Raw genomic sequence first — 22,585 nt, 5'->3', positions numbered from 1 at the left:
GTACAATCTGCTAAAATTGAACAGGTTTGGTATGGACGTTTTGCGTTTAAGCATGAGGGAGTTAATGGCCTTATACAGTATCGGCGAAGTCGCCGAACGATGCGGAATCAACCCCGTCACACTCCGCGCCTGGCAGCGTCGCTACGGTTTATTAAAACCGCAGCGCAGTGAAGGGGGCCATCGTCAGTTTGACGAAGAGGATATCCAGCGCATCGAAGAGATCAAGCGTCTGATGAAAACCGGCATTTCCGTCGGCAAAGTCAAGGCACTGCTTGAGGTTGGCCCTCGTACGGTGGACAGCAACTGGATAGCATTCCAGGAAGAGATGATGACGGTCCTGCGTTACGCCAGCCCTGCGAAACTGCGCGCTAAAATTTCTGAATTCCGCCGCGACCACGCCATTGACGCCATCATCGACCACATTTTCATTCCTGTTCGTCAGCGTTTAAGCCTGGATCACAATACCGCCCGCCATATGTCCAGCCTGTTGGACGGCGTGCTGATTGATTTCATCGCCATGCTTCTGGCCGACGCGCGCAAAAAGCCGGGCAAAGAAGCATTGCTGATCGGCTGGGATACGGATGATCGCACACGTTTGTGGCTCGAAGCAGGGCGTTTGTCGCAGCAGGGATGGCATATTGATGTGATGGCGGAGCCGATTGACTCGCCAAAACCGGAGCTGTTCCCCGGTCAAAAACTCTTTGTCTGGACCGGCCTTGCGCCGTCAAGACGTCAGCAGGAACAGTTAGACCACTGGCGAGAACAAGGTTTCTCCGTCTCTTTCATCGAAGGCTAACCGTCCCGCTGATGCAGAGAAGGCCCTTTCGGGCCTGACTTAATTGACTTATTTTCGGCCTACCAGTAAACCAATAATCAATCCAATCGCACCCGCTGCCATCAGCCCGGTCAACGGGTTATCGCGGACTCTGTCCGAAACTTCTGACGCAACATCGGATGCCTGCGCTGCGTATTTACGTGCCGCACCTTTCAACTGATGCTTCGGCGAATCGACCACATCGCCAAACTGGTATTGCGCTTCACCCGCAACTTCATCAGCTTTATTCAGGGCTTTTTTCGCCAGGCGATCGGCTTCGTTTTGAAGGTCTTGTGATGACATGGTTATCTCCTTTTGGTGTCCCCATAAAGTCTAGTCGCTGTACGCCTGAGCGCTGACGATTCGGTGTTTTCCTGGAAATTTCCAACCGATTAAATAAATAGGTATTCCCGATGCATATTTTCCCCTTGCGCAAAAAATGCGAAATATGCTGGATAAATGCTTTAGACATCAATTAATTAAACAATTTTGACATAGCCTAATGGCCTGCGTAGTAGGGTCTATGCTTAATAAAAGTAGCCAAAAAGGGCGATTTAGGTGAAAGCCCCTGCTATCAGGGGGTTGAAGTGATAATCGTTATCACTAACATGGTGTAATGCCCCTGGTGGCTTAATAGATGAGGTGGACCTATGGAATTGCATTCAGAAACCTTTAATCCCGCTGATTTCGCCTGGCGTGGTTTGACGCTGACGCCAACGGCAGCGGCGCATATTCACGAGCTGATAGCGAAAAAACCGGACATTGTGGGTTTGCGTTTAGGTGTTAAACAGACTGGCTGTGCCGGATTCGGCTATGTACTGGATACGGTCAGCGTGCCCGAAAAAGACGATCTGGTCTTCGAAACCGACGGCGCTAAGCTGTTCGTTGCGCTGCAGGCGATGCCGTTTATCGATGGCACTGAAGTCGATTACGTGCGCGAAGGCTTAAACCAGTTATTCAAATTCAATAACCCAAAAGCGCAGAATGAATGCGGCTGCGGCGAAAGCTTTGGGGTATAGGCGGTACTATGTCTCGTAATACTGAAGCAACTGACGATGTGAATACCTGGAGTGGCGGGCACCTCAACTATAAAGAGGGCTTCTTCACCCAGCTGCAAACGGACGAACTGGCGAAGGGCATCAACGAAGATGTGGTACGCGCGATTTCGGCCAAACGTAACGAGCCGGAGTGGATGCTCGAGTTCCGCCTGAGCGCGTTTCGCGCGTGGCTGGAGATGGAAGAACCGCACTGGCTGAAAGCCCATTACGATAAGCTTAACTATCAGGATTACAGCTACTACTCCGCGCCATCCTGCGGCAGCTGTGACGATACTTGCGCCTCCCAACCTGGCGCGGTGCAGCAAACTGGGGCTAACACCTTCCTGAGCAAAGAGGTCGAAGAGGCCTTTGAGCAGCTCGGCGTGCCGGTGCGAGAAGGGCGTGAAGTGGCTGTGGACGCCATTTTTGACTCCGTTTCTGTCGCGACGACTTATCGTGGCAAGCTGGCCGAACAGGGGATCATTTTCTGCTCCTTTGGCGAAGCCATTCACGATCACCCGGAACTGGTGAAGAAATACATCGGTACCGTGGTCCCAAGCAACGACAACTTCTTTGCGGCGCTGAACGCGGCGGTCGCCTCCGACGGGACCTTCATCTACGTGCCCAAAGGCGTGCGTTGTCCGATGGAGCTCTCGACCTATTTCCGTATCAACGCTGAGAAAACCGGTCAGTTCGAGCGCACCATTCTGGTCGCGGACGAAGGTAGCTACGTGAGCTATATCGAGGGCTGTTCTGCGCCTGTGCGCGACAGCTATCAGCTGCACGCGGCGGTGGTGGAAGTGATCATCCACAAAGACGCCGAAGTGAAATACTCGACGGTGCAGAACTGGTTCCCCGGCGATGGCAACACCGGCGGTATTCTGAACTTCGTCACCAAGCGCGCGCTGTGTGAAGGCGAAAACAGCAAGATGTCCTGGACTCAGTCCGAAACCGGTTCAGCGATCACCTGGAAATACCCAAGCTGTATTCTGCGCGGCGATAACTCGATCGGGGAGTTCTACTCCGTGGCGTTGACCAGCGGCTATCAGCAGGCCGATACCGGCACCAAGATGATCCACATCGGCAAGAACACCAAATCGACCATCATTTCGAAAGGGATCTCCGCCGGACACAGCCAGAACAGCTATCGCGGGCTGGTGAAGATCATGCCGACGGCGACTAACGCGCGTAACTTTACCCAGTGTGATTCGATGCTGATCGGCACTGACTGCGGGGCGCACACCTTCCCGTACGTCGAATGTCGCAATAACAGCGCCCAGCTGGAACATGAGGCCACCACGTCGCGCATCGGCGAAGACCAGCTGTTCTACTGTCTGCAACGCGGTATCAGCGAAGAAGATGCGATTTCGATGATTGTGAACGGCTTCTGCAAGGACGTGTTCTCTGAACTGCCGCTGGAATTTGCCGTAGAAGCCCAAAAATTATTAGCGATCAGCCTTGAGCACAGCGTCGGTTAAGGAAAAAACATGTTAAGCATTAAAGATTTACAGGTCAGTGTTGAAGATAAAGCGATCCTGCGCGGGCTGAACATTGACGTCCGCCCAGGGGAAGTGCACGCCATTATGGGGCCGAACGGCTCGGGGAAAAGTACGCTTTCTGCAACGCTGGCCGGGCGTGAAGATTATGAAGTGGTCGGCGGTTCCGTCGAGTTTAAAGGCAAAGATTTACTCGAACTGTCGCCGGAAGACCGCGCGGGTGAAGGCATCTTTATGGCCTTCCAGTATCCTGTCGAGATCCCTGGCGTCAGTAATCAGTTCTTCCTGCAAACTTCGCTGAATGCGGTGCGCAAATACCGTGGCGAGGAAGAACTTGATCGCTTTGACTTCCAGGATCTGATGGAAGAGAAGATCAAACTGCTGAAAATGCCGGAAGATTTGCTGACCCGTTCCGTGAACGTCGGTTTCTCCGGCGGCGAGAAAAAGCGTAACGATATCCTGCAAATGGCGGTGCTGGAGCCTGAACTGTGCATTCTGGATGAAACAGACTCTGGTCTGGACATCGATGCGCTGAAAATTGTAGCTGACGGCGTGAACTCCCTGCGCGACGGCAAGCGCTCGTTCATTATCGTCACCCACTATCAGCGTATTCTGGACTACATCAAACCGGATTACGTCCACGTCCTGTATCAGGGCCGCATCGTGAAATCCGGTGATTTTACTCTGGTCAAACAACTGGAGGAGCAGGGCTATGGCTGGCTTACCGAACAGCAGTAACGCGCTGCAGCAGTGGCATCGCCTGTTTGAAACCCAGGGCGAAATGCGATCCGAACAGGCGCAACAGCACTTGCAACAGATGCTGCGTCTCGGCCTGCCGACGCGCAAGCATGAGAACTGGAAATACACGCCGCTGGACGGCCTGCTCAACAGTCAGTTTGTTACCCGTCTGGCGGAGGTCGCTCCGGCGCAGCGTGATGCCCTGGCGCTGAATGTGGACGCCGTGCGGCTGGTGTTTGTCGACGGACGCTATCAGCCTGAACTGAGCGACAGTACTGAGACGAGCGGCTTTGAGGTCGAGATTAACGATCAGCGCCAGGCGCTGCCCGCGCCGGTGCAGCCAGAAGTGTTCCTGCATCTGACAGAAAGTCTCGCGGCGAGCGTCACCCATATCCGCGTGAAGCGTAATCAGCGCCCGGCAAAACCGCTGCTGCTGTTGCACATCACCCAGGGGCTGGACGGCGAAGAGGTCAACACGGCGCATTATCGACACCATTTTGAGCTGGCAGAAGGCGCGGAAGCGACGATCATCGAGCACTACGTTAGCCTCAATGACACCAAACACTTTACTGGCGCGCGCCTGACCATGAACGTGGCGGCCAACGCCCAACTGCATCACATCAAGCTGGCGTTTGAAAACCCGGTCAGCCATCACTTTGCCCATAACGACATTTTGATGGGGCCGGATGCGGCGGCGTACAGCCACAGTTTCCTGCTCGGCGGGGCGGTGCTGCGTCACAATACCAGCACCCAGTTGAACGGTGAAAACACCACGCTTCGCATCAACAGCCTGGCGATGCCGGTTAAGTCAGAAGTGTGCGATACCCGAACCTGGCTTGAGCACAACAAGGGCTACTGCAACAGCCGTCAGATGCACAAAGTTATCGCCAACGACAAAGGTCGCGCGGTATTTAACGGCCTGATTAACGTGGCGCAACATGCCATCAAAACTGACGGGCAGATGACCAACAACAATCTGCTGCTCGGGCGTCTGGCGGAAGTGGACACCAAGCCGCAGCTTGAAATTTATGCCGATGACGTCAAGTGTAGCCACGGGGCGACGGTAGGACGGATCGACGATGAACAGATGTTCTATCTGCGCTCGCGCGGGATCGACAAACACGCGGCGCAGAAAATGATCATCTACGCGTTTGCCGCAGAACTGACGGAAGCGCTACGCGATGAAACCCTGAAACAGCAGGTGCTGGCGCGCATTGGCCAGCGTTTGCCAGGAGGCGAAGCATGAGTTTTCCCGTAGAGAAAGTGCGGGCGGATTTCCCCGTCCTGACCCGTGAAGTGAACGGTCTGCCGCTTGCCTATCTCGACAGCGCAGCCAGCGCGCAGAAGCCGAACCAGGTGATCGACGCCGAGGCGGAATTCTATCGCCACGGCTACGCAGCGGTGCATCGCGGCATTCACACCCTGAGCGCCGAAGCGACGCAGCGCATGGAAAACGTGCGCACGCAAATTGCCGCGTTCCTTAACGCCCGCTCGCCGGAAGAGTTGGTGTTTGTGCGGGGTACCACCGAAGGCATTAACCTGGTGGCGAACAGCTGGGGCAGCGCGCAGGTCCACGCGGGTGACAACATCATCATTACGCAGATGGAACACCACGCCAATATCGTGCCGTGGCAGATGCTTTGTGAGCGCGTGGGCGCCCAACTGCGGGTGATTCCGTTGAATCAGGACGGTACCTTGCAGCTGGAGGCGCTGGATTCCCTGCTCGACGATCGCACGCGACTGGTGGCCATCACCCAGATTTCCAACGTGCTTGGCACCGAAAACCCGGTAGCGGAGATCATCGCCAAGGCCCATCAATCTGGCGCGAAAGTGCTGGTGGACGGCGCGCAGGCGATCATGCACCACACCATCGACGTGCAGGCTCTGGATTGCGATTTTTATGTATTCTCCGGTCACAAACTGTATGGCCCGACCGGGATTGGCGTGCTGTATGTAAAAGAGGATATTCTGCAGGCGATGCCGCCGTGGGAAGGGGGCGGATCGATGATCGCCACCGTTAGCCTGACGCAAGGCACCACCTACGCGAAAGCACCGTGGCGCTTTGAAGCAGGCACGCCGAATACGGGCGGGATCATCGGTCTTGGCGCAGCTATTCAGTACGTGTCAGCCATTGGGCTGGACGCGATTGCGGAATATGAAGAGACGCTGATGCACTATGCGCTGGCAGAACTCGCCAGCGTGCCGGATCTGGCGCTTTACGGCCCGGATTCGCGTAAAGGGGTAATTGCCTTTAATCTGGGTAAACACCACGCCTACGACGTCGGCAGTTTTCTTGATAATTACGGCGTGGCCGTGCGCACCGGACATCACTGCGCAATGCCGCTGATGGCGTTTTACCAGGTCCCGGCGATGTGCCGCGCGTCGCTGGTGATGTATAACACAACGGAAGAGATCGACAGACTGGTGACGGGGCTGAAACGCATCCACCACCTGCTGGGTTAAAAGAGAGGCAAGACATGGCCGCGTTGCCGGACAGAGATAAGCTGTTGCGTAACTTTAGTCGTTGCGCCAACTGGGAAGAGAAATACCTGTACATTATTGAGCTGGGCCAGCGTTTGCCTGCCCTCAGCGAAGAGGATCACAGCCCGGAGAATACGATTCAGGGCTGTCAAAGCCAGGTGTGGATCGTGATGAATCAGACCGATGGCGGTGTGATAGAACTGCAGGGCGACAGCGATGCGGCCATTGTTAAAGGGCTGGTTGCCGTTGTTTTCATCCTCTATCACCAGATGTCCGCTCAGGACATTGTGGCTTTTAACGTGCGTCCGTGGTTTGAAAAAATGGCCCTGACTCAGCACTTAACGCCTTCCCGTTCTCAGGGGCTGGAAGCGATGATCCGCGCAATCCGCAACAAAGCGTCCAACATTAGCTAAACTAAAAAGACTGCATTCATTCTGTTTCGCGAGGTGGCTCCCACCTCGCTGGTTTTTCGGCTTTCTGGCGTTCTGCCAGTGAATAAGGAATCTCAGTATGAAGCGCGCGTCGATAATTACACTTTTACTGCTTAGCACTTTTGGTGGTCTTAATTCTGCCAGCGCGATGGATTATCCGTTGCCGCCAGCGGGCAGCCGCCTTATTGGTCAAAATCAAACCTACGCCATCCAGGAAGGGGACAAAAATTTACAGGCGATTGCCCGACGATTTAATACGGCGGCGCAGCTGATCCTCGAAACCAATAATACCATTGCCCCTATCTATCCCGCGCCGGGCACGGTGATTACCATTCCGTCGCAAATGCTGCTCCCGGATACGCCGCGCGAAGGCATTGTGGTGAATCTGGCCGAGCTGCGACTCTATTATTTCCCGCCGGGCGAAAATATCGTGCAGGTCTATCCGCTCGGGATTGGTCAACTGGGGCTGGAAACGCCGGTGAGCACCACGCGTGTGAGTCAGAAAATCCCAAATCCAACCTGGACACCTACACCGGGCATCAGAGCGCGTTCTCTTGCGCAGGGTATAAAATTGCCGCCGGTAGTCCCGGCAGGCCCTAACAACCCGCTGGGGCGCTTCGCGCTGCGTCTGGGGATAGGTAACGGCGAGTATCTGATTCATGGGACCAGTGCGCCGGACAGCGTCGGTCTGCGCGTGAGTTCGGGCTGTATGCGCATGAATGCACCAGATATTAAAGCGCTGTTCGAGCAGGCTCGCGTGGGGACACGCGTGCAGATCATCAATGAGCCGGTGAAATTCTCGGTTGAACCTGATGGCAGAAGCTATGTGGAAGTGCATCGCCCGCTGGCGCAGGTCGAAGGCGAGAATCCGCAAACCACGCCAATCGTTCACAATGCCGATTTTACGTCATTTGCCACGCGTGAAGGCACTGACAAAGTGCTGATTGATAAAGCGCTGTCGCGTCGTGCAGGCATCCCGGTTGCGGTCACAGCGGGAAACGGACCTTCCGCATCAGCCAATAATCCGGTGTTGTCGGTGCAGAACAGTCGCGCCTCAGCGGCGGTGGCGGAAAGTGAGAATGCGAAAGAGGTGGTGACGCAGTAGGGCGATGGATGAGAGACAAAAAAAATGGCGCACAATGTGCGCCATTTTATTAACAGGTACTATTACTTACGGTATTTAGTAGCCTGGTTGTCCAGACGCTGGTTAGCGCGTGCTGCGTCGTCTTTAGCAGCCTGAACGTCAGAACGGATTGCGTTCACGTCGTTGCTCAGCTGGTCAACTTTAGCGTTCAGAGTCTGAACGTCAGAAGACAGTTGGTCGATTTTAGCATTGCTAGAACAACCAGCCAGCATAGTAGAAGCCAGGATTACCGCGCCCAGTACCAGTTTAGTACGATTCATTATTAATACCCTCTAGATTGAGTTAATCTCCATGTAGCGTTACAAGTATTACACAAAGTTTTTTATGTTGAGAATATTTTTTTGATGGGAATACCCCTATTTTTGATCGTTCGCTCAAAGAAACAACGAATCTGCCTCTTTTGCCTAAAAAGCTATGTTAAAAAAGACATTTTTCATCGGATTCGTCTTAGATAATTCACTCTTAAATAGAAAAACTCGATTTGCATTTTGAATAAAACTGGCTAATGCCATAAATAAAAAAAGCGCCCAGAGGGCGCTTTTTACGAAATTAATTCGTTTGAGAATGATTACAGCACGTGAACAGATGCAGTATTGGTCGTTCCGCTTGGTACCAGAGCACCAGAAACCATCACCACAACGTCACCTTTACGCGCCAGACCGCGATCAACCAGCTGCAGAGCGACTTCTTTACCCAGACGGTAGAAATCGTCAGTAGAGGCGATCTCTTTTACCAGGTGTGGGATCACGCCTTTGCTCAGAACCAGCTGACGTGCAGTGGTTTCGTTGGTGGTCAGCGCCAGAATGGTCGCGTTAGGGAAGTATTTACGTACGGCTTTAGCGGATTTACCGCCCTGGGTTGCAACCACGATCAGCGGCGCGTCCAGTTTCTCAGCAGTTTCAACGGCACCACGGCAAACGGCTTCGGTGATACGCAGTTTACGGCTGTCGTTGCTGTTATCCAGACGGCTGGTCATCACGCGGTCAGTACGTTCGCAGATAGTCGCCATGATGGTCACAGCTTCCAGCGGGTATTTACCTTTCGCGGATTCGCCAGACAGCATCACGGCATCAGTACCGTCGAGGATGGCGTTCGCCACGTCGCCAGCTTCAGCGCGGGTAGGGCGTGGGTTTTTGATCATGGAGTCGAGCATCTGCGTGGCAGTGATAACCACTTTACGTGCACGCACACATTTCTCGATCATCATCTTCTGAGCGAAGATCACTTCTTCAACCGGGATTTCAACGCCCAGATCGCCACGAGCAACCATGATGCCGTCAGACGCTTCGAGGATTTCGTCGAAGTTGTTCAGGCCTTCCTGGTTTTCGATTTTGGAGATGATCTGGATCTTCTCGCCGCCGTGCGCTTTCAGGTGCTCACGAATTTCAGTCACGTCAGAACGTTTACGGATAAAGGACGCCGCAACGAAATCAACGCCTTGTTCGCAGCCGAAGATCAGGTCTTGTTTGTCTTTTTCAGCCAGAGCTGGCAGCGCGATGGAAACGCCTGGCAGGTTAACGCCTTTGTTTTCGCCCAGGTCGCCGTTGTTCAGCACTTTACAAACAACGTTTTTGCCTTCGATGGCAGTCACTTCCATACCGATCAGGCCATCATCCACCAGAACGGTGTTGCCAACGGACAGGTCGGTGGTGAAGCCTTCGTAAGTCACAGCAACGATGTCGCTGTTACCGACAACAGTTTTGTCGGTGGTGAAGGTGAAGGTCTGACCCGCTTTCAGGGAAACGTCGTTTCCGCCTTCCAGTTTGATGGTGCGGATTTCAGGGCCTTTGGTATCAAGCAGGATGGCTGCTTTTTTACCGGTCTTGCTCATCACGTTGCGCAAGTTCTGAATACGCTGACCGTGTTCAGCATAGTCGCCGTGGGAGAAGTTCAGACGCATTACGTTCATGCCGGCGTCCAGCATTTTGCTCAGCATCTCTTCAGATTCGGTTTTCGGGCCGATGGTGCAAACAATTTTCGTCTTTTTCATGACAGTCTTAGTCTTTAAGTTGGGAAGGATATGGGAATCTCGCTCCGGGGGCGCACTGCCGCAGAGTCAAACCTGTGTAGCGAAATTTTGTATGACACGCACTAAGGATAGGTGACATCAAATGAGCGTGCAGAAGAAAGTGTGCCTGAGTGTTGGCCCAATGAAGGAGAGTTGCAGTTGTACGTTGTTTTTTGTATTCCAAGCGCTGAAACCATTCACCCAGGGATTAGGCGCGCATTATACGCTGATTTTCAGATAAAAGGAAAATGGAAACGGTGTTTCAAAAACATTCTGTGCAGTTTCACAAAGATTGTTATCAAGGCGTTAAGGCGAAATGGCATCTTGTTGCGGCAGACGCACGGCCTGCCGCAAATTGCTTAGTTTTTCAGCGCTTGCTCAAGGTCGGCAATTAAATCGTTCGCATCTTCAATCCCAACGGACAAACGAATCAGCTGCGGAACAATGCCATTGGCTAAGCGCTGCTCAAGCGGAATAGACGCGTGGGTCATGCTGTACGGCTGGCTGACCAGGCTTTCAACCCCGCCCAGGCTCTCTGCAAGAGTAAACAGTTTCAGCTTACGAATCATTGCGGTGGCCTGTTGCGCATCGCCTTTTACCACCACAGAAATCATCCCGCCCGGCAACGCCATCTGTTCACGTGCCAGCTGATAATGTGGATGCGATTCCAGCCACGGGAACCACACTTTTTCAACCTGTGGGTGCTGCTCCAGCCATTGCGCAATCGCCAGCGCATTGGCGCTGTGTTTTTCGACTCGCAGGGCGAGGGTGCGAATCCCGCGTAGCGTCAGGAAGCTGCTGAACGGATCGAGCACACCGCCGACGGCATTTTGCAGATAACCCAGCTGGTCAGCCAGTTCGCTGTTCTCGCCGACCACCGCCAGGCCCGCCACCACATCAGAATGGCCGTTGAGATATTTGGTCGCAGAATGCACGACGATATCAAAGCCAAACTCCAGCGGGCGATGAATCACCGGCGAGGCAAAGGTATTATCCGCCACGCTGATGATGTTGTGGCGGCGCGCAATCTCCGCAATTCCGGCGAGATCCGCTAGTTTCAGCAGCGGATTGGTCGGCGTCTCTACCCAAATCATTTTAGTGTCGGGGCGAATCGCCGCTTCCAGCGCCGCTAAATCTCCCGGTTTTACCCAGCTCACCTGCAGGCCGGTGCTGCGTTTGCGCACATTTTCGATCAGGCGATATGTGCCGCCATACACATCGTCAATGGCGACGATATGGCTGTCTTTGTCCAGCAGTTCCAGCACGGTGGAAATCGCCGCCAGACCGGATGCAAAAGCATATCCGCGCGTGCCGCTTTCCAGTTCAGCAATCGCCGTTTCCAGGGCGTGGCGCGTTGGGTTGCCGCTGCGCGAGTATTCGTAGCCCGTATGTTCGCCAGGTGCCGGTTGCGCAAACGTCGAGGTCGCGTAAATCGGCGGCATCACCGCCCCGTGCTGATCGTTAAACTCGCCGCTGTGGACGCTAAGGGTTGCCAGGTTTTTCATCATTATTGTTCCTTATTGTTGAAGACGGTTGCGCCAGACGGTGAGGACATCGCTGCGTGTAATCAGGCCGAGGAAGCGATTGCTGTCATTAATGACGGCTACCAGACCACGGTCAAAAATAGGTTTCAGCGCGCTCTCTGAGGCGTGTTTGTCGAGCACTTCGACGTTGCGGGTCATGGCTTGCGTGACGGGTAGGGCGAAGCGCTCACCGTCGCCTGCGATATGGCTGACCAGATCCCACTCGTCGACAATCCCGACCACCTGACCGTTGTCCAGCACCGGCAGCTGCGAAATGTCGTACAGCCGCATACGCGCGAGAACGGTGGCGAGGGTGTCATCCGGGGCGGCGGTCACGGTCGCGCCTTCGTCATGACGCAGGGCGATATAGTCAGAGAGATCGCCGGTTTGCGGGCGGGAGATCAGCCCCTGCTGGCGCATCCAGTCGTCGTTGAACATTTTCGACAGATATTTGTTTCCGCTGTCGCAGGCAAAGGTGACCACGCGTTTAGGTGTGGTTTGCGCCTGGCAGTAACGTAACGCCGCCGCCAGCAGCGTGCCGCTTGAAGAACCCGCCAGAATACCTTCAGTTTTCAGCAGATCGCGGGCGGTGGTGAAGGCTTCGCGGTCGGTCACACGATACGCCTGATGAACCCCTTCGATACGTGCCAGCGGCGGAATGAAATCCTCGCCGATGCCTTCGACCAGCCACGAGCCCGCATCCTGATGACGACCCGATTCCACCTGATCCGCCAGCACCGATCCTGCCGGGTCTGCTAATACAAACTCAGTTTGCGGGGAATGCTGCGCAAACCACGCCTGCAGCCCGCCAAGCGTGCCGCCGGAACCGACGCCGACGACAATCGCGTCGATTTTGCCGTCCAGCTGTTCAAACAGCTCCGGTGCGGTGGAGGTGCTGTGCGCCAGCGGATTGGCCTCGTTATTAAACTGATCAATATAGAAACTGCCCGGAATTTCCTGCGCCAGACGCTGCGCATAATCCTGGTAATAGGCCGGATGGCCCTTGTTGACGTCTGAGCGGGTCAGCACCACCTGAGCGCCCAGCGCGCGCAGATGGAAAATCTTCTCGCGGCTCATTTTGTCCGGCACCACCAGCACCAGCGTGTAACCTTTTTGCGCCGCAATCAGCGCCAGCCCCAGCCCGGTATTGCCTGCCGTGGCTTCAATGATGGTCCCGCCCGGCGCGAGCAGCCCTTTGCGCTCCGCTTCGTTAATCATCGACAGCGCCACGCGGTCCTTAATGGAACCGCCCGGATTCTGGTTTTCAAGTTTCAAAAACAGCGAGCACAGGCCGGTATCGAGCTTGTGCAACTGGATAATTGGCGTGCGGCCAATCAGTTCGGTGACGGAATGATAAATCGCCATGGTCTTTTCCTTAACAGGGACATGGCTGGATGATAGGACCATGAAAATTTCTCAAGAAAGAACGTTTCACTGCCTTTTAGAACGGAAAGTAATATAAATGCCTTTTCTGGAAGTAAGGGTGGAAAGCCGTAAAGTGCTCCAGATGTGAGGACGGCTATATAAGGACAAAATGCGGTAAAAATGACCATTTTTGCGCCTGAGGCGCTGCCGCATATCCATTTCACAGCTAATCATTGCTGAAAATAAGCTAATCGTCCTGCGCCCAGTCGACACGCTTCATATTCCTCTGCGTTATAAGACATTCGATTTTGTTCATTTAAAACAGGATAACCTCTGATTACTATCGTTTGGACATCCATACTGCTAAACCGCTATACGCGTAACGGATAAGAAAAATAATGATAGTTCTGAGGAATATTTCGAAGATTTTTGACAACGGAAAAGTGGCGTTAACCGCCGTGGATGACGTTAATTTGACGGTTGAGCAGGGGCAGATTTACGGGATTATCGGCTACAGCGGTGCCGGAAAAAGTACGCTGATTCGTTTGCTGAATGGGCTGGAAAAGCCGACATCGGGCAGCGTGACCATCAGCGGCCAGAATATCTCTGCAGCCAAAGGCGAAGAACTGCGTCAGGCGCGCCTGAAAATCAGCATGGTGTTCCAGCACTTCAACCTGCTGTGGTCGCGCACGGTGACAGAAAACATCGCCTTCTCGATGCAAATCGCGGGCGTACCGAAAGCGAAAATTAAAGCACGCGTTGCCGAACTGGTTGAGCTGGTCGGGCTGACGGGCCGCGAGAACGCCTATCCGTCGCAGCTCAGCGGCGGGCAGAAACAGCGCGTGGGCATCGCCCGTGCGCTGGCGAATAATCCGGATGTGCTGCTGTGCGATGAAGCCACGTCTGCGCTCGACCCGCAAACGACCGATCAGATCCTCGATTTGCTGCTCGACATTAACCGTCGTTTCAAACTCACCATCGTGCTGATCACTCACGAGATGCACGTGGTGCGCAAAATCTGTGACCGCGTGGCGGTGATGGAAAACGGCAAAGTGGTGGAGGAGGGCGATGTTCTTAGCGTCTTCACCCATCCACAAAAACCGATCACTCAGCAGTTTGTGCGTCAGGTCAGCCAGTACGCCGAGGAAGAAGCGTTTAACCCGGAACTGGCGAACGAACTGGAAGGCACTGTTATCCGCCTGACCTTTACCGGACACAGCACGCATAAGCCGATTGTCGGGGAACTGACCCTGCGCTACGGCGTGGCGTTTAACATTCTGCACGGCAAAATGACGCAAACCGCGCACGGCGTATTCGGCCAGCTCTGGCTGCACGTGGTGGCATCTGAAGAGCAACTGAACAATATCCTCGCCGACCTGAAGCACAGCGATATTGAAGGCGAGGTGATTAAACATGCTTGAGAATCTTTTTCCGCATCTGAAAGTAGAGCAACTGTGGGCGGCGACGCTGGAAACGCTGTACATGACCGCGATTTCTGGTGTTGCGACCTTTGTTCTGGGGATTGTGCTGGGCCTGGCGCTGTTCTTAACCGCGCGCGGCGGGCTGTTCCACAACCGCACCGTCTACAGCGTGATTTCGATTGTGGTGAACGTTTTCCGGTCCATTCCGTTCATCATCCTGATTGTGTTGCTGATTCCGTTCACTAAAACCATCGTCGGCACCATTCTTGGCGCTAACGCTGCGCTCCCGGCGCTGATTGTCGGCGCCGCACCGTTTTATGCGCGTCTGGTGGAAATCGCCTTGCGCGAAGTGGACAAAGGCGTCATCGAGGCGACGCGTTCGATGGGCGCACGTTTGAGCACCTTAATTTTTCGGGTATTACTGCCGGAATCATCACCTGCCCTGGTATCAGGCATCACGGTCACGTTGATTGCACTGGTCAGCTACAGCGCTATGGCGGGGGTGATTGGGGCAGGCGGTTTGGGAAATCTGGCTTATCTGGAAGGATTCCAGCGCAACCACGGTGATGTCACGCTGGTGGCAACGGTGACCATTTTGATCATCGTTTTCATCATCCAGTTCTGCGGCGATGTCATTACTTCACTGTTAGATAAACGATAAAACTCATAACACACAGGAACCACATCATGAAAAAGACACTGACACTGATTGCCGCCGCAACCCTGAGCGCCCTGAGCTTTGCCTCCTGGGCGGATACGTTGACCGTTGGCGCATCCAACACCCCGCACGCTGAAATTCTGGAGCAGGCGAAACCGATTCTGGCGAAACAGGGTATCGATCTGGAGATCAAACCTTTCCAGGACTACATCCTGCCAAACACTGCGCTGGCGGGACGTGACATCGACGCGAACTACTTCCAGCACATCCCTTACCTGAACAGCGTGCTGAAAGACCATGCAGGCGACAAAGATTACGATTTCGTCAGTGCCGGTGCTATTCACATTGAGCCGATTGGTATCTACTCCAAAAAATACAAATCGCTGAAAGACCTGCCAGAAGGCGGCAAAATCATCATGCGTGATGCGGTGTCTGAAGAGGGGCGTATTCTCTCTATCTTCGAGAAAGAGGGGGTGATTAAGCTCAAACCTGGCATCGACAAAGTGACCGCGCGCATCAGCGATATCGTCGAAAACCCGAAAAAACTGCAGTTCACCCCGAACGTCGAAGCCTCTCTGCTGCCGCAGATGTATAACAACGACGAAGGCGCTGCGGTGGTGATCAACGCCAACTACGCCATCGATGCCGGTCTCGACCCGGTTCACGACCCGATTGCGGTAGAAAGCGGTGAGAACAACCCGTACGCGAACATCATCACCGTGCATCGCGGCGACGAGAAGAAGAAAGATATCGTCGCGCTGGTGGACGTGCTGCACTCCAAAGAGATTCAGGACTGGATCCGCACCAAATACAAAGGCGCTGTGATTCCAGTCAATAACTAAGCACGACCGATTCCCTCTCCTTTTGGAAGAGGGCTAGGGTGAGGGGAAATCGCGGTTTCTCCTCACCCTTTTTTGTATCCATTCTGTTAATCATTTAAGCTGCTCCTTTACAGCAATGGAGTGATAGCAATGGGCAATGTGACTAAAGACGACGCGCTGTATCAGGAAATGTGCCGGGTAGTCGGGAAAGTCGTTCTTGAGATGCGGGATTTAGGGCAAGAGCCGAAGCATATTGTCATTGCGGGGGTGCTGCGCACCGCGCTGGCGAACCAGCGCGTGAAACGCAGTGAATTGACGACAGAAGCAATGGAAACGGTGGTTAAAGCGCTGGCTGGTTAATGCGCCAGCGTTTAGCTGCCTGCTCAAGCCCACAGCAGAGCAGGTAATAGACCACGCCGGTAAAGATAAAAATGGCCGCCGGGTAAATCTGCACCCGGTTGTTCACCTGTCCGGCGACGGTCGTCAGCTCCGGCACGTTGACAATAAAGGCCAGCGACGTATCTTTCAGCAGGCTGATAAAAATCCCCAGCAGAGACGGCAGAATATTGCGTAACACCTGCGGCAGCAGGATCAGCCACAGCGTCTGCTGCGTGCCAAATCCTTGCGTTAATGCCGCCTCGTATTGTCCGTTGGGTAAGGCCCGAAGCCCGGCCAGCACCGAGTGCATCACCGCCGCCGCGGTAAACCACGCCAGCGCCAGCGTCACGGTCAACGCGCCGGGCAGGTCACCGCCAGTCAGCAGCGGCAGCAAATACCACATCCAGAAAATCACGAAGATCAGCGGGATACCGCGAATCAGCTCCGCCCACAGGAACAGCGTTTTGCGCACCATGCCCGGAAAACGCCAGGCCAGCGCGGCGAGGGCAATCCCACCCGGCAAAGCCAGCACCGCAGCTCCCAGCGCCATCAGCAGCGTCAGCAACACGCCGCCAGGTTCGCCCGCAGACATCCGGCCCCACAGCAGATAATCCAGGTTTTCGGTAATCACGTTCAGTCCGGCGATCATGCGCGTTCACTCCCTGTGTTGATGGCCGTTTGACGCGGACGGCGTTTCACGGTCGACGGTCCAAGTCTCACCAGCAGCAGCCCGAGCACCACGCCGGTCAGCAGATACAGCACAGTGCCGACCGTAAAGGCCTCCAGCGCGTGGGCGTTGTAGCTCTCGATTTGCCGCACCTGATAGGTCAGCTCAGCAAAGCCAATGCCGCTTGCAAGTGACGAGAGTTTCATTAAGTTCAGATACTGGCCTACCACCGGTTGCCAGGCATTCGCCAGCCCCTGCGGCAGCAGGATGTAGCGGAACAGTCGCCACGGCGAAAACCCCTGCGCCAGCGCCGCCTGCCGCTGTCCAGTCGAAACGGCCTGTAAACCTGAGGCGATCTCCTCGATCAAAAACGCCGACGTGAACACCCCCAGCCCCCAGGCGGAACAGAGAAACTCCGGCGTAAACCACCAGACGTCACCCGGCAGAATCGACCAACTGTGATCGGCGTTGATATAGTCACGAAACACGCGTGGTAGACCGTTCCAGGCGGCGAAATACCAGAACAGCAGCTGGACCAGTAACGGCGTATTGCGAAACAGCGACACCCAGACCGCCACGATTGCGTTACCCGTTTTTCCGCCTGCCAGACGCAGGAGCAAAAACAGAACGGCAAACGCGCTGGCGATAATCATGCCTGCGAGCGTCACCCACAGCGTGGTGAGAAAACCGGAAAAAATCCACTGTAAGGGCTGTCCGGAAAGCACCCCTTGCCAGTCGAGGGCGGGCATCACAGCTGCTCCTGATGCAGCGGGTTAAGCACCTTTTGCAGGAACTGTCGGGCGCGTGGATGTTCCGGATGGCGGAAGAACTGTTCCGGCGGGGCGGTTTCCAGAATCTGCCCGCCGTCGATAAACACCACCCGGTCGGCAATTTCACGGGCAAACTGCATCTCGTGCGTCACCACGATCATCGTGATACCGCTGTGGGCTAGGGCTTTCATCACCTGCAACACTTCGCCAATCATCTCCGGATCGAGAGCTGATGTCGGCTCATCAAACAGGATAATTTGCGGCGACGACGCCAGCGCACGGGCAATCGCCACGCGCTGCTGTTGCCCACCGGAAAGTTCTGCCGGGTAATGCTCCGCTTTCTCCACCATCCCGACTTTATCCAGCAGCGTTAGCGCACGCTCCTGGGCCTGCGGTGGCTTCCAGCCGTGAACATGTTCCAGCGCAAGGCTGATGTTTTGGCTGGCGGTCAGATGGGCGTAAAGATTAAATTGCTGAAATACAAATCCTACCCGGCTGCGCAACTGGCGCAGGGCCGTGCCGGTTAGTTTGCCGGTGGGTTTGTTGTCGATCAGGATCTCGCCGCCGTTCAGCGACTCAAGCTGGTTAATCAGACGAATCAACGTGGACTTACCGGAACCGGACGGGCCGAGGATCGCCACCACTTCACCGGGATTGATGCTGAGATTGATCCCTTTTAAAACCGAGTGATCGCCGTAGCGTTTAACCACCTCGCGGAACTCAACGCTTGCCTGGTCCAGATGTGAAAAATCCGCGGCACGGGCCGCGGAGCGTGAAAATAAACCTGAGAGCATATTACTGGGCTTCTATTTTAAAGGCGCGAGGCTGAGGTGACTGGGTTTGTGGGCCGAACCAGACGTCATAAATTTTGGCCGCGTCGCCGGTTTTCTCCAGATTGACCAGCTCGTCGTTAACCACTTTCAGCAGCGCGGTTTCGCCTTTCTTCACCCCCACGCCGATCTCTTCTTTACTGAGCAAGTCCGGCAGGATTTTGAAATCGGCTTTATCCGGAGCCTGTGCCAGCAGGCCAGCCAGAATGGTGCTGTCCTGGGTAATCGCCTGCACGTTGCCGTTACGCAGGGCGGTTAACGCCAGTGGAATATCGTCGTAGGAGAGCACGCGAGACTGCGGGAAACGCTGATGCAGTGCTTGTTCGCCAGTGGTGCCTTTCACCGCGCCAATGCGCGCTTTGCTGTAATCATCCAGTTTATCCGCTGATTTTGCCGGAACCAGGAACTGCTGACCGGTGACAAAATACGGCGTGGAGAAGTCAATCACCTGCGCTCGTTCCGGAGTGATGGTGATATCAGCGACGATCAGATCGGCTTTGCCCGACTGCAACAGCGGAATGCGGTTGGCCGGATTGGTGGCGACCAACTCCAGCTTTACGCCAAGTTTTTTAGCCAGCGCTTTGGCGAAATCAACGTCATACCCAACGATATCGTGGGTTTTGGCATCGATAGAACCAAACGGCGGGTTGGCATCAAAAGTGGCGACCTTCACCACGCCAGCGGCTTTGATATCCGCCAGTTGGTCGGCCTGAGCCTGAGTCGATAAAAAGCCGCCTGCGGTCAGTAAACCCAATGCCAACGCCAGTCTGTGATAATGCTTTTTGTGTGTAGTCATAGTTCCCTCAAAGTTCCCGTTGTTTTTGTTTTGTTCGAATACGCTCCCATAAGCGTTATGTATCGCCAAATAAGAAAATGTTCTTTGCTATATAGGAAAAGTTATTAGTGAACAGGGTGTTACGGGTAAGTGACGGGAAACGACGCATTTGCGGATTCTGACAATGGTCAGCTGATATTGGTATTTCCGTTACACCGAGTTTGGGTTTTAACTGAGTTCAGACGCAATCGAGAGGAGTCGGACCATGCAAAACTGGGTGAATACGTTACGGCGGTTTTTTGTAGCCAAATCAGAGAGTGCGGAGAACAGCGCGCAACGTGTTATTGAATCGGTGCTGCCGATTGCCAGTCTGTATGGCGTCGATGTGGCCAACATCGACCCGGAGTGGTTCCATGACAAAACACCACGCTGAGTTACGGCGTACGCGCCTGACCTACTGGAACGAACTGTGCAGCCGATACCTCAGCGTATCGGCTTTTTTTTGTTCTTAATCCGCCAACCTGCTAAGGTCAAAGGCAAAAATCACCTCGCCTGAAGACCGAATGACTAGCCAAAAATTAATCCGACGCGCTCTGATAGTCTGGATAATTGTCTGCCTGCTGAGCAGCGTGCTTCTGTATGCCGAACAGATTCGCCGCCAGTTCTGGGAACGCGATCGCGAGTTTACCGCGCTTTTTTCCAGCATCAGCGCGGTGTTGACCCAAAATGAATCTGTTTTGCCGCTACTGAACGGCGATGAAGATCTGATGGCGCTGCGTAAAAAATTCCCGCAGATCCTTGCCCTGGAAAAAACACACGACCGCGCGCTGGATGCCGCGCGCGTTGAGCCACTCGACGACGAACAATACTGGCTCTACAACCCGTGGCGGCAGATCCGGGTGCTTGTCGATCTGCGTCCGCTGCTCACAACGGCGCATGAATTTTCCCCTCTGCACATCAATCTGTCGGCAACGATTCCTGAACCTTCGACGGCATTCTGGCACTGGCAGCGCGATTTTCCCCAGCATACGCAGCCCTTCACGCTGACGGCGGATGCCGAGCCACGCTGGCTGAACATCCGCTGGATACTTTTCCCGCTGCTGTTCCTCGGCTGGGCGGGCATTGTCGCTGTGGGGGCGGGCGTGGTCTGGCAGCGATTGCAGCGACAAAACGCCGAACGTCGCGCCTGGTATTATCAGCACGCGCGCCTCAACACGCTGGGGGAAATCACCGCCGGGATTGTGCACGAGATCAATCAGCCGCTGACGGCGACGCAAACCTGGATTCAGGGCGCGCAGCGGCAGTTAGTGCAGGAAAATACGCAGGCGGCTAGTCATGCACTCGGCGCAGCGCTTACCCAAACTCAGCGCATCGGTGAACTGCTGACGCGCTTTCGTGAACATGTGGTTCAGGAAAAAGTCACGTTGAGCGAGATAGATTTGGCCGAGTGTTGGCAGCACGTGGGCAATTTGCTGGAGCATGAGCGCAGAAATGAGCATATTACCGTCAGCCACCATTTCCCGCCGCAGGCCGCGAGCGTGCAGGCGGACCGGCTGTGGCTGGAGCAGGTATTGCATAACTTGCTCAGCAATGCCATTCAGGCGCAGCAAGAAAACGCGCGCGGCTGGGTGCACATCTCCAGCCAGCGTAAAAACGGGGTGACGGAAATTATCATGACCGACGGCGGGCCGGGGTTCAGCCCCGAGGCGTTGCAGAACGCGTTTATGCCGTTCTACAGCGGCAGAGAAAAGGGAATTGGCCTCGGAATGACGCTTACGGAATCATTGATGATGCGCATGAATGGCAGTATTACGCTCGGCAACGCGCCGCAGGGCGGAGCACAGATCATATTACAACTGGAACCGGGTAAAGGAGCCGCGCATGAGTAACGTGGTGTATTTGATCGATGACGACGCCGCCATCCGCGAGTCGATGGCGTTTCTGCTGTCGGGTATGAGCTGGGAGGTGCAAACCTTCGCCAGCATCGAGGCGTTTACGGCGGAACATGACGCGGAAAAAGCGCTGACCGGCTGTCTGCTGCTGGACATGCGCATGCCGGGAAAAGGCGGTCTCACCTGGCTGGAAGAGGGCGCGTGGCCGTGGCCGTTGCTGCCGGTGATTATCATGACCGGACACGGCAGCGTCGATGCCTGCCGTCGCGCGTTTCACACCGGCGTGTTTGAATTTTTCACCAAGCCGCTGGACGCCGATAAACTCATCGAGACTCTCGCCCGCGCATTCGAAGAGAGCCAGCGCCGCACGGCCAACTGGCAGGAACTTAAGCGGGTGAAAGCGCTGTTTGAACAGCTGACTGCACGCGAGCACGAAGTGCTTTCAGAGCTGATGGAAGGGCGCAGCAATAAAGAGGTGGCGGCGCGGCTTAATTTGTCTCCCCGAACCGTCGAAGCGCACCGCGCGGCGCTGTTTGCCAAACTCGGCGTGAGCAGCCTGGTGCAGGCGATCCGCGAATACGATAAATTGCAATCCGTATAACTACCAGGTGGGCTGCGTAATCAACCGAATACCGCTCAGTCGCACATCCCGATAGCATCGCGTTGTCTCCCACATTCGAGGAATTGCGATGAAAAAGTTCATGACGGTCGCCGCGCTGCTGGCAGGAATGGTTTCGGTGTCAGCTCAGGCAGAAACCCTGACCCAAAAAAATATCTCTCTGACCCAGGCGAATGCCCTGGCGAGTGCGGCGATTCAGGCCTGTAGCGCCAAAAATTATCAGGTGAGCGTGACGGTGGTGGATCGCGCGGGCGTGGTGAAAGCGGTTCAGCGCACCGATAACGCCGGTCCGCACACGGTGAAGGCCAGTGAAATGAAAGCGTTCACGGCGCTCAGCACCAAAAATGCTTCCGGTAAAGTGATGGAATCCGCGCAGAGCAACGCGGGCGCGCAGAATATGCGTGACGTGCCGGGGTTCTTGTTGCTGGCGGGTGGTTTGCCGGTGAAAGAGGGCGATGAAGTGATTGGTGCGATCGGTATTGGCGGTGCGCCGGGCGGTCAGCTGGATGAGGCGTGTGCACAGCAGGCGCTGGATGGCTTGAAGAAGTAGTTTTGTGTGGTCTGGTGCCCTCACCCCGGCCCTCTCCCATTGTGCGGTCCGGGGACATCATGAACACTTGTTCGGGGACATGGTAGACACTTACAACTAAGGCATACGAACCCGTTTTTGGAGTCGCTTATGCCCTGGGATGCGAGAGATACCATGTCATTACGTAC

The 22,585-nt window shown here is 55.0% G+C and carries 26 protein-coding genes; 16 read left to right on the top strand and 10 right to left on the bottom strand.

Features of this window, described 5'->3' with window-relative positions; all coding sequences use genetic code 11:
- The first annotated feature begins 64 nt into the window (after positions 1 to 64).
- A complete protein-coding gene (locus JBO43_RS08900) occupies positions 65 to 796 on the top strand; it encodes a MerR family transcriptional regulator (protein WP_095281752.1) in 732 nt (243 codons plus the stop codon).
- Positions 797 to 844: 48 nt separating this feature from the next.
- Here the strand turns inward: JBO43_RS08900 and JBO43_RS08895 are convergent, their stop codons facing one another.
- Positions 845 to 1,117, bottom strand: coding sequence for an ElaB/YgaM/YqjD family protein (locus tag JBO43_RS08895; protein ID WP_095281753.1), 273 nt, complete (start codon positions 1,115 to 1,117; stop codon positions 845 to 847).
- A 347-nt stretch (positions 1,118 to 1,464) separates the two neighbouring features.
- On the opposite strand from JBO43_RS08895, the gene sufA reads away from it, so the two are divergent.
- The 7 genes from sufA to ldtE all read left to right on the top strand — a co-directional run bounded on the left by sufA (position 1,465) and on the right by ldtE (position 8,102).
- Positions 1,465 to 1,833, top strand: coding sequence for a Fe-S cluster assembly scaffold SufA (gene sufA / locus JBO43_RS08890; RefSeq protein WP_095281754.1), 369 nt, complete (start codon positions 1,465 to 1,467; stop codon positions 1,831 to 1,833).
- Between the two features lie 8 nt (positions 1,834 to 1,841).
- A complete protein-coding gene (gene sufB, locus JBO43_RS08885) occupies positions 1,842 to 3,329 on the top strand; it encodes a Fe-S cluster assembly protein SufB (protein WP_202674136.1) in 1,488 nt (495 codons plus the stop codon).
- A 9-nt stretch (positions 3,330 to 3,338) separates the two neighbouring features.
- Entirely contained in the window at positions 3,339 to 4,085 is a 747-nt protein-coding gene (sufC, locus tag JBO43_RS08880) for a Fe-S cluster assembly ATPase SufC (protein ID WP_095281756.1), read from the top strand.
- Positions 4,060 to 5,331 carry a Fe-S cluster assembly protein SufD gene (gene sufD / locus JBO43_RS08875; RefSeq protein WP_202674135.1) on the top strand — a complete coding sequence of 424 codons (1,272 nt, stop codon included), beginning with the start codon at positions 4,060 to 4,062 and terminating at the stop codon, positions 5,329 to 5,331. The genes sufC and sufD overlap by 26 nt, the downstream gene beginning before the upstream one ends.
- The gene (sufS, locus tag JBO43_RS08870) at positions 5,328 to 6,548 is read left to right on the top strand and encodes a cysteine desulfurase SufS (RefSeq protein ID WP_202674134.1); all 1,221 of its coding nucleotides are present in this window, start codon (positions 5,328 to 5,330) and stop codon (positions 6,546 to 6,548) included. Before sufD ends, sufS begins: the two co-directional genes overlap by 4 nt.
- Before the next feature lie 14 nt (positions 6,549 to 6,562).
- Positions 6,563 to 6,979: a cysteine desulfuration protein SufE gene (sufE, locus tag JBO43_RS08865; RefSeq protein ID WP_202674133.1), complete on the top strand. Its 417-nt coding sequence runs from the start codon at positions 6,563 to 6,565 to the stop codon at positions 6,977 to 6,979.
- A gap of 97 nt (positions 6,980 to 7,076) precedes the next feature.
- Entirely contained in the window at positions 7,077 to 8,102 is a 1,026-nt protein-coding gene (gene ldtE / locus JBO43_RS08860) for a L,D-transpeptidase LdtE (RefSeq protein WP_095281760.1), read from the top strand.
- Positions 8,103 to 8,164: 62 nt separating this feature from the next.
- Here ldtE and JBO43_RS08855 read toward each other — a convergent pair whose 3' ends face one another.
- The 5 genes from JBO43_RS08855 to JBO43_RS08840 form a co-directional block, all read right to left on the bottom strand.
- The gene (locus JBO43_RS08855; protein ID WP_095281761.1) at positions 8,165 to 8,401 is read right to left on the bottom strand and encodes a major outer membrane lipoprotein; all 237 of its coding nucleotides are present in this window, start codon (positions 8,399 to 8,401) and stop codon (positions 8,165 to 8,167) included.
- Between the two features lie 308 nt (positions 8,402 to 8,709).
- The gene (pykF, locus tag JBO43_RS08850; RefSeq protein ID WP_095281762.1) at positions 8,710 to 10,131 is read right to left on the bottom strand and encodes a pyruvate kinase PykF; all 1,422 of its coding nucleotides are present in this window, start codon (positions 10,129 to 10,131) and stop codon (positions 8,710 to 8,712) included.
- 7 nt (positions 10,132 to 10,138) lie between these two features.
- Positions 10,139 to 10,333: a protein YnhH gene (gene ynhH, locus JBO43_RS23280; RefSeq protein ID WP_420866233.1), complete on the bottom strand. Its 195-nt coding sequence runs from the start codon at positions 10,331 to 10,333 to the stop codon at positions 10,139 to 10,141.
- Positions 10,334 to 10,508: 175 nt separating this feature from the next.
- Positions 10,509 to 11,654, bottom strand: coding sequence for a trans-sulfuration enzyme family protein (locus tag JBO43_RS08845; RefSeq protein ID WP_202674285.1), 1,146 nt, complete (start codon positions 11,652 to 11,654; stop codon positions 10,509 to 10,511).
- A gap of 12 nt (positions 11,655 to 11,666) precedes the next feature.
- A complete protein-coding gene (locus tag JBO43_RS08840; RefSeq protein WP_103948483.1) occupies positions 11,667 to 13,037 on the bottom strand; it encodes a pyridoxal-phosphate dependent enzyme in 1,371 nt (456 codons plus the stop codon).
- Between the two features lie 398 nt (positions 13,038 to 13,435).
- On the opposite strand from JBO43_RS08840, the gene JBO43_RS08835 reads away from it, so the two are divergent.
- From JBO43_RS08835 to fumD, 4 genes are all read left to right on the top strand, one after another.
- Positions 13,436 to 14,458: a methionine ABC transporter ATP-binding protein gene (locus JBO43_RS08835; RefSeq protein ID WP_103948482.1), complete on the top strand. Its 1,023-nt coding sequence runs from the start codon at positions 13,436 to 13,438 to the stop codon at positions 14,456 to 14,458.
- Positions 14,451 to 15,119, top strand: a complete 669-nt coding sequence (locus tag JBO43_RS08830) for a methionine ABC transporter permease (RefSeq protein ID WP_095281765.1) — start codon at positions 14,451 to 14,453, stop codon at positions 15,117 to 15,119. Before JBO43_RS08835 ends, JBO43_RS08830 begins: the two co-directional genes overlap by 8 nt.
- A 26-nt stretch (positions 15,120 to 15,145) precedes the next feature.
- Positions 15,146 to 15,958, top strand: coding sequence for a MetQ/NlpA family ABC transporter substrate-binding protein (locus JBO43_RS08825; protein ID WP_006174916.1), 813 nt, complete (start codon positions 15,146 to 15,148; stop codon positions 15,956 to 15,958).
- Positions 15,959 to 16,087: 129 nt separating this feature from the next.
- On the top strand, positions 16,088 to 16,297 hold the full coding sequence (gene fumD / locus JBO43_RS08820) for a fumarate hydratase FumD (protein WP_045401410.1): 210 nt from the start codon (positions 16,088 to 16,090) through the stop codon (positions 16,295 to 16,297).
- Here the strand turns inward: fumD and JBO43_RS08815 are convergent.
- From JBO43_RS08815 to JBO43_RS08800, 4 genes are read right to left on the bottom strand one after another with little or no spacing between them, the layout of a single operon-like run.
- Complete coding sequence (locus tag JBO43_RS08815) at positions 16,278 to 16,964, bottom strand: amino acid ABC transporter permease (RefSeq protein ID WP_174348945.1); 687 nt, start codon at positions 16,962 to 16,964, stop codon at positions 16,278 to 16,280. The genes fumD and JBO43_RS08815 overlap by 20 nt on opposite strands.
- Positions 16,961 to 17,731 (bottom strand): amino acid ABC transporter permease, encoded by a 771-nt coding sequence (locus JBO43_RS08810; protein WP_202674284.1) that lies wholly within the window; start codon positions 17,729 to 17,731, stop codon positions 16,961 to 16,963. Before JBO43_RS08810 ends, JBO43_RS08815 begins: the two co-directional genes overlap by 4 nt.
- Positions 17,731 to 18,546, bottom strand: a complete 816-nt coding sequence (locus JBO43_RS08805) for an amino acid ABC transporter ATP-binding protein (protein WP_202674132.1) — start codon at positions 18,544 to 18,546, stop codon at positions 17,731 to 17,733. Before JBO43_RS08805 ends, JBO43_RS08810 begins: the two co-directional genes overlap by 1 nt.
- 1 nt (position 18,547) lies before the next feature.
- Entirely contained in the window at positions 18,548 to 19,378 is an 831-nt protein-coding gene (locus tag JBO43_RS08800; RefSeq protein ID WP_103946433.1) for an ABC transporter substrate-binding protein, read from the bottom strand.
- A 244-nt stretch (positions 19,379 to 19,622) separates the two neighbouring features.
- Here JBO43_RS08800 and JBO43_RS08795 point away from each other — a divergent pair, with 244 nt between their 5' ends.
- The 4 genes from JBO43_RS08795 (at position 19,623) to JBO43_RS08780 (ending at position 22,418) form a co-directional block, all read left to right on the top strand.
- A complete protein-coding gene (locus JBO43_RS08795; RefSeq protein WP_165790602.1) occupies positions 19,623 to 19,790 on the top strand; it encodes a hypothetical protein in 168 nt (55 codons plus the stop codon).
- A 130-nt stretch (positions 19,791 to 19,920) separates the two neighbouring features.
- Positions 19,921 to 21,246: a sensor histidine kinase gene (locus tag JBO43_RS08790; protein WP_202674131.1), complete on the top strand. Its 1,326-nt coding sequence runs from the start codon at positions 19,921 to 19,923 to the stop codon at positions 21,244 to 21,246.
- The gene (locus JBO43_RS08785) at positions 21,239 to 21,850 is read left to right on the top strand and encodes a response regulator transcription factor (RefSeq protein ID WP_103948476.1); all 612 of its coding nucleotides are present in this window, start codon (positions 21,239 to 21,241) and stop codon (positions 21,848 to 21,850) included. Before JBO43_RS08790 ends, JBO43_RS08785 begins: the two co-directional genes overlap by 8 nt.
- A gap of 88 nt (positions 21,851 to 21,938) precedes the next feature.
- Entirely contained in the window at positions 21,939 to 22,418 is a 480-nt protein-coding gene (locus JBO43_RS08780; protein WP_103948475.1) for a GlcG/HbpS family heme-binding protein, read from the top strand.
- The last annotated feature ends 167 nt before the right edge of the window (positions 22,419 to 22,585 follow it).

The organism is Lelliottia jeotgali, assembly GCF_016771845.1.
GTDB classification, from domain to species: domain Bacteria; phylum Pseudomonadota; class Gammaproteobacteria; order Enterobacterales; family Enterobacteriaceae; genus Enterobacter; species Enterobacter jeotgali.
Note: the sequence above shows the minus strand (reverse complement) of the source record. Positions and strands in the feature narration are given on the sequence as shown.

Coding starts and splice junctions, on each gene's coding strand:
- fumD (WP_045401410.1), top strand. CDS start 16,088: ATGGGCAATGTGACTAAAGACGACGCGCTGTATCAGGAAATGTGCCGG.
- JBO43_RS08780 (WP_103948475.1), top strand. CDS start 21,939: ATGAAAAAGTTCATGACGGTCGCCGCGCTGCTGGCAGGAATGGTTTCG.
- JBO43_RS08855 (WP_095281761.1), bottom strand. CDS start 8,401: ATGAATCGTACTAAACTGGTACTGGGCGCGGTAATCCTGGCTTCTACT.
- sufC (WP_095281756.1), top strand. CDS start 3,339: ATGTTAAGCATTAAAGATTTACAGGTCAGTGTTGAAGATAAAGCGATC.
- JBO43_RS08835 (WP_103948482.1), top strand. CDS start 13,436: ATGATAGTTCTGAGGAATATTTCGAAGATTTTTGACAACGGAAAAGTG.
- JBO43_RS08810 (WP_202674284.1), bottom strand. CDS start 17,731: ATGCCCGCCCTCGACTGGCAAGGGGTGCTTTCCGGACAGCCCTTACAG.
- JBO43_RS08790 (WP_202674131.1), top strand. CDS start 19,921: ATGACTAGCCAAAAATTAATCCGACGCGCTCTGATAGTCTGGATAATT.
- JBO43_RS08785 (WP_103948476.1), top strand. CDS start 21,239: ATGAGTAACGTGGTGTATTTGATCGATGACGACGCCGCCATCCGCGAG.
- sufD (WP_202674135.1), top strand. CDS start 4,060: ATGGCTGGCTTACCGAACAGCAGTAACGCGCTGCAGCAGTGGCATCGC.
- JBO43_RS08825 (WP_006174916.1), top strand. CDS start 15,146: ATGAAAAAGACACTGACACTGATTGCCGCCGCAACCCTGAGCGCCCTG.
- JBO43_RS08800 (WP_103946433.1), bottom strand. CDS start 19,378: ATGACTACACACAAAAAGCATTATCACAGACTGGCGTTGGCATTGGGT.
- pykF (WP_095281762.1), bottom strand. CDS start 10,131: ATGAAAAAGACGAAAATTGTTTGCACCATCGGCCCGAAAACCGAATCT.
- sufA (WP_095281754.1), top strand. CDS start 1,465: ATGGAATTGCATTCAGAAACCTTTAATCCCGCTGATTTCGCCTGGCGT.
- JBO43_RS08815 (WP_174348945.1), bottom strand. CDS start 16,964: ATGATCGCCGGACTGAACGTGATTACCGAAAACCTGGATTATCTGCTG.
- JBO43_RS08895 (WP_095281753.1), bottom strand. CDS start 1,117: ATGTCATCACAAGACCTTCAAAACGAAGCCGATCGCCTGGCGAAAAAA.
- JBO43_RS08840 (WP_103948483.1), bottom strand. CDS start 13,037: ATGGCGATTTATCATTCCGTCACCGAACTGATTGGCCGCACGCCAATT.
- ldtE (WP_095281760.1), top strand. CDS start 7,077: ATGAAGCGCGCGTCGATAATTACACTTTTACTGCTTAGCACTTTTGGT.
- JBO43_RS08805 (WP_202674132.1), bottom strand. CDS start 18,546: ATGCTCTCAGGTTTATTTTCACGCTCCGCGGCCCGTGCCGCGGATTTT.
- JBO43_RS08795 (WP_165790602.1), top strand. CDS start 19,623: ATGCAAAACTGGGTGAATACGTTACGGCGGTTTTTTGTAGCCAAATCA.
- JBO43_RS08830 (WP_095281765.1), top strand. CDS start 14,451: ATGCTTGAGAATCTTTTTCCGCATCTGAAAGTAGAGCAACTGTGGGCG.
- JBO43_RS08845 (WP_202674285.1), bottom strand. CDS start 11,654: ATGAAAAACCTGGCAACCCTTAGCGTCCACAGCGGCGAGTTTAACGAT.
- sufB (WP_202674136.1), top strand. CDS start 1,842: ATGTCTCGTAATACTGAAGCAACTGACGATGTGAATACCTGGAGTGGC.
- sufE (WP_202674133.1), top strand. CDS start 6,563: ATGGCCGCGTTGCCGGACAGAGATAAGCTGTTGCGTAACTTTAGTCGT.
- JBO43_RS08900 (WP_095281752.1), top strand. CDS start 65: ATGGCCTTATACAGTATCGGCGAAGTCGCCGAACGATGCGGAATCAAC.
- sufS (WP_202674134.1), top strand. CDS start 5,328: ATGAGTTTTCCCGTAGAGAAAGTGCGGGCGGATTTCCCCGTCCTGACC.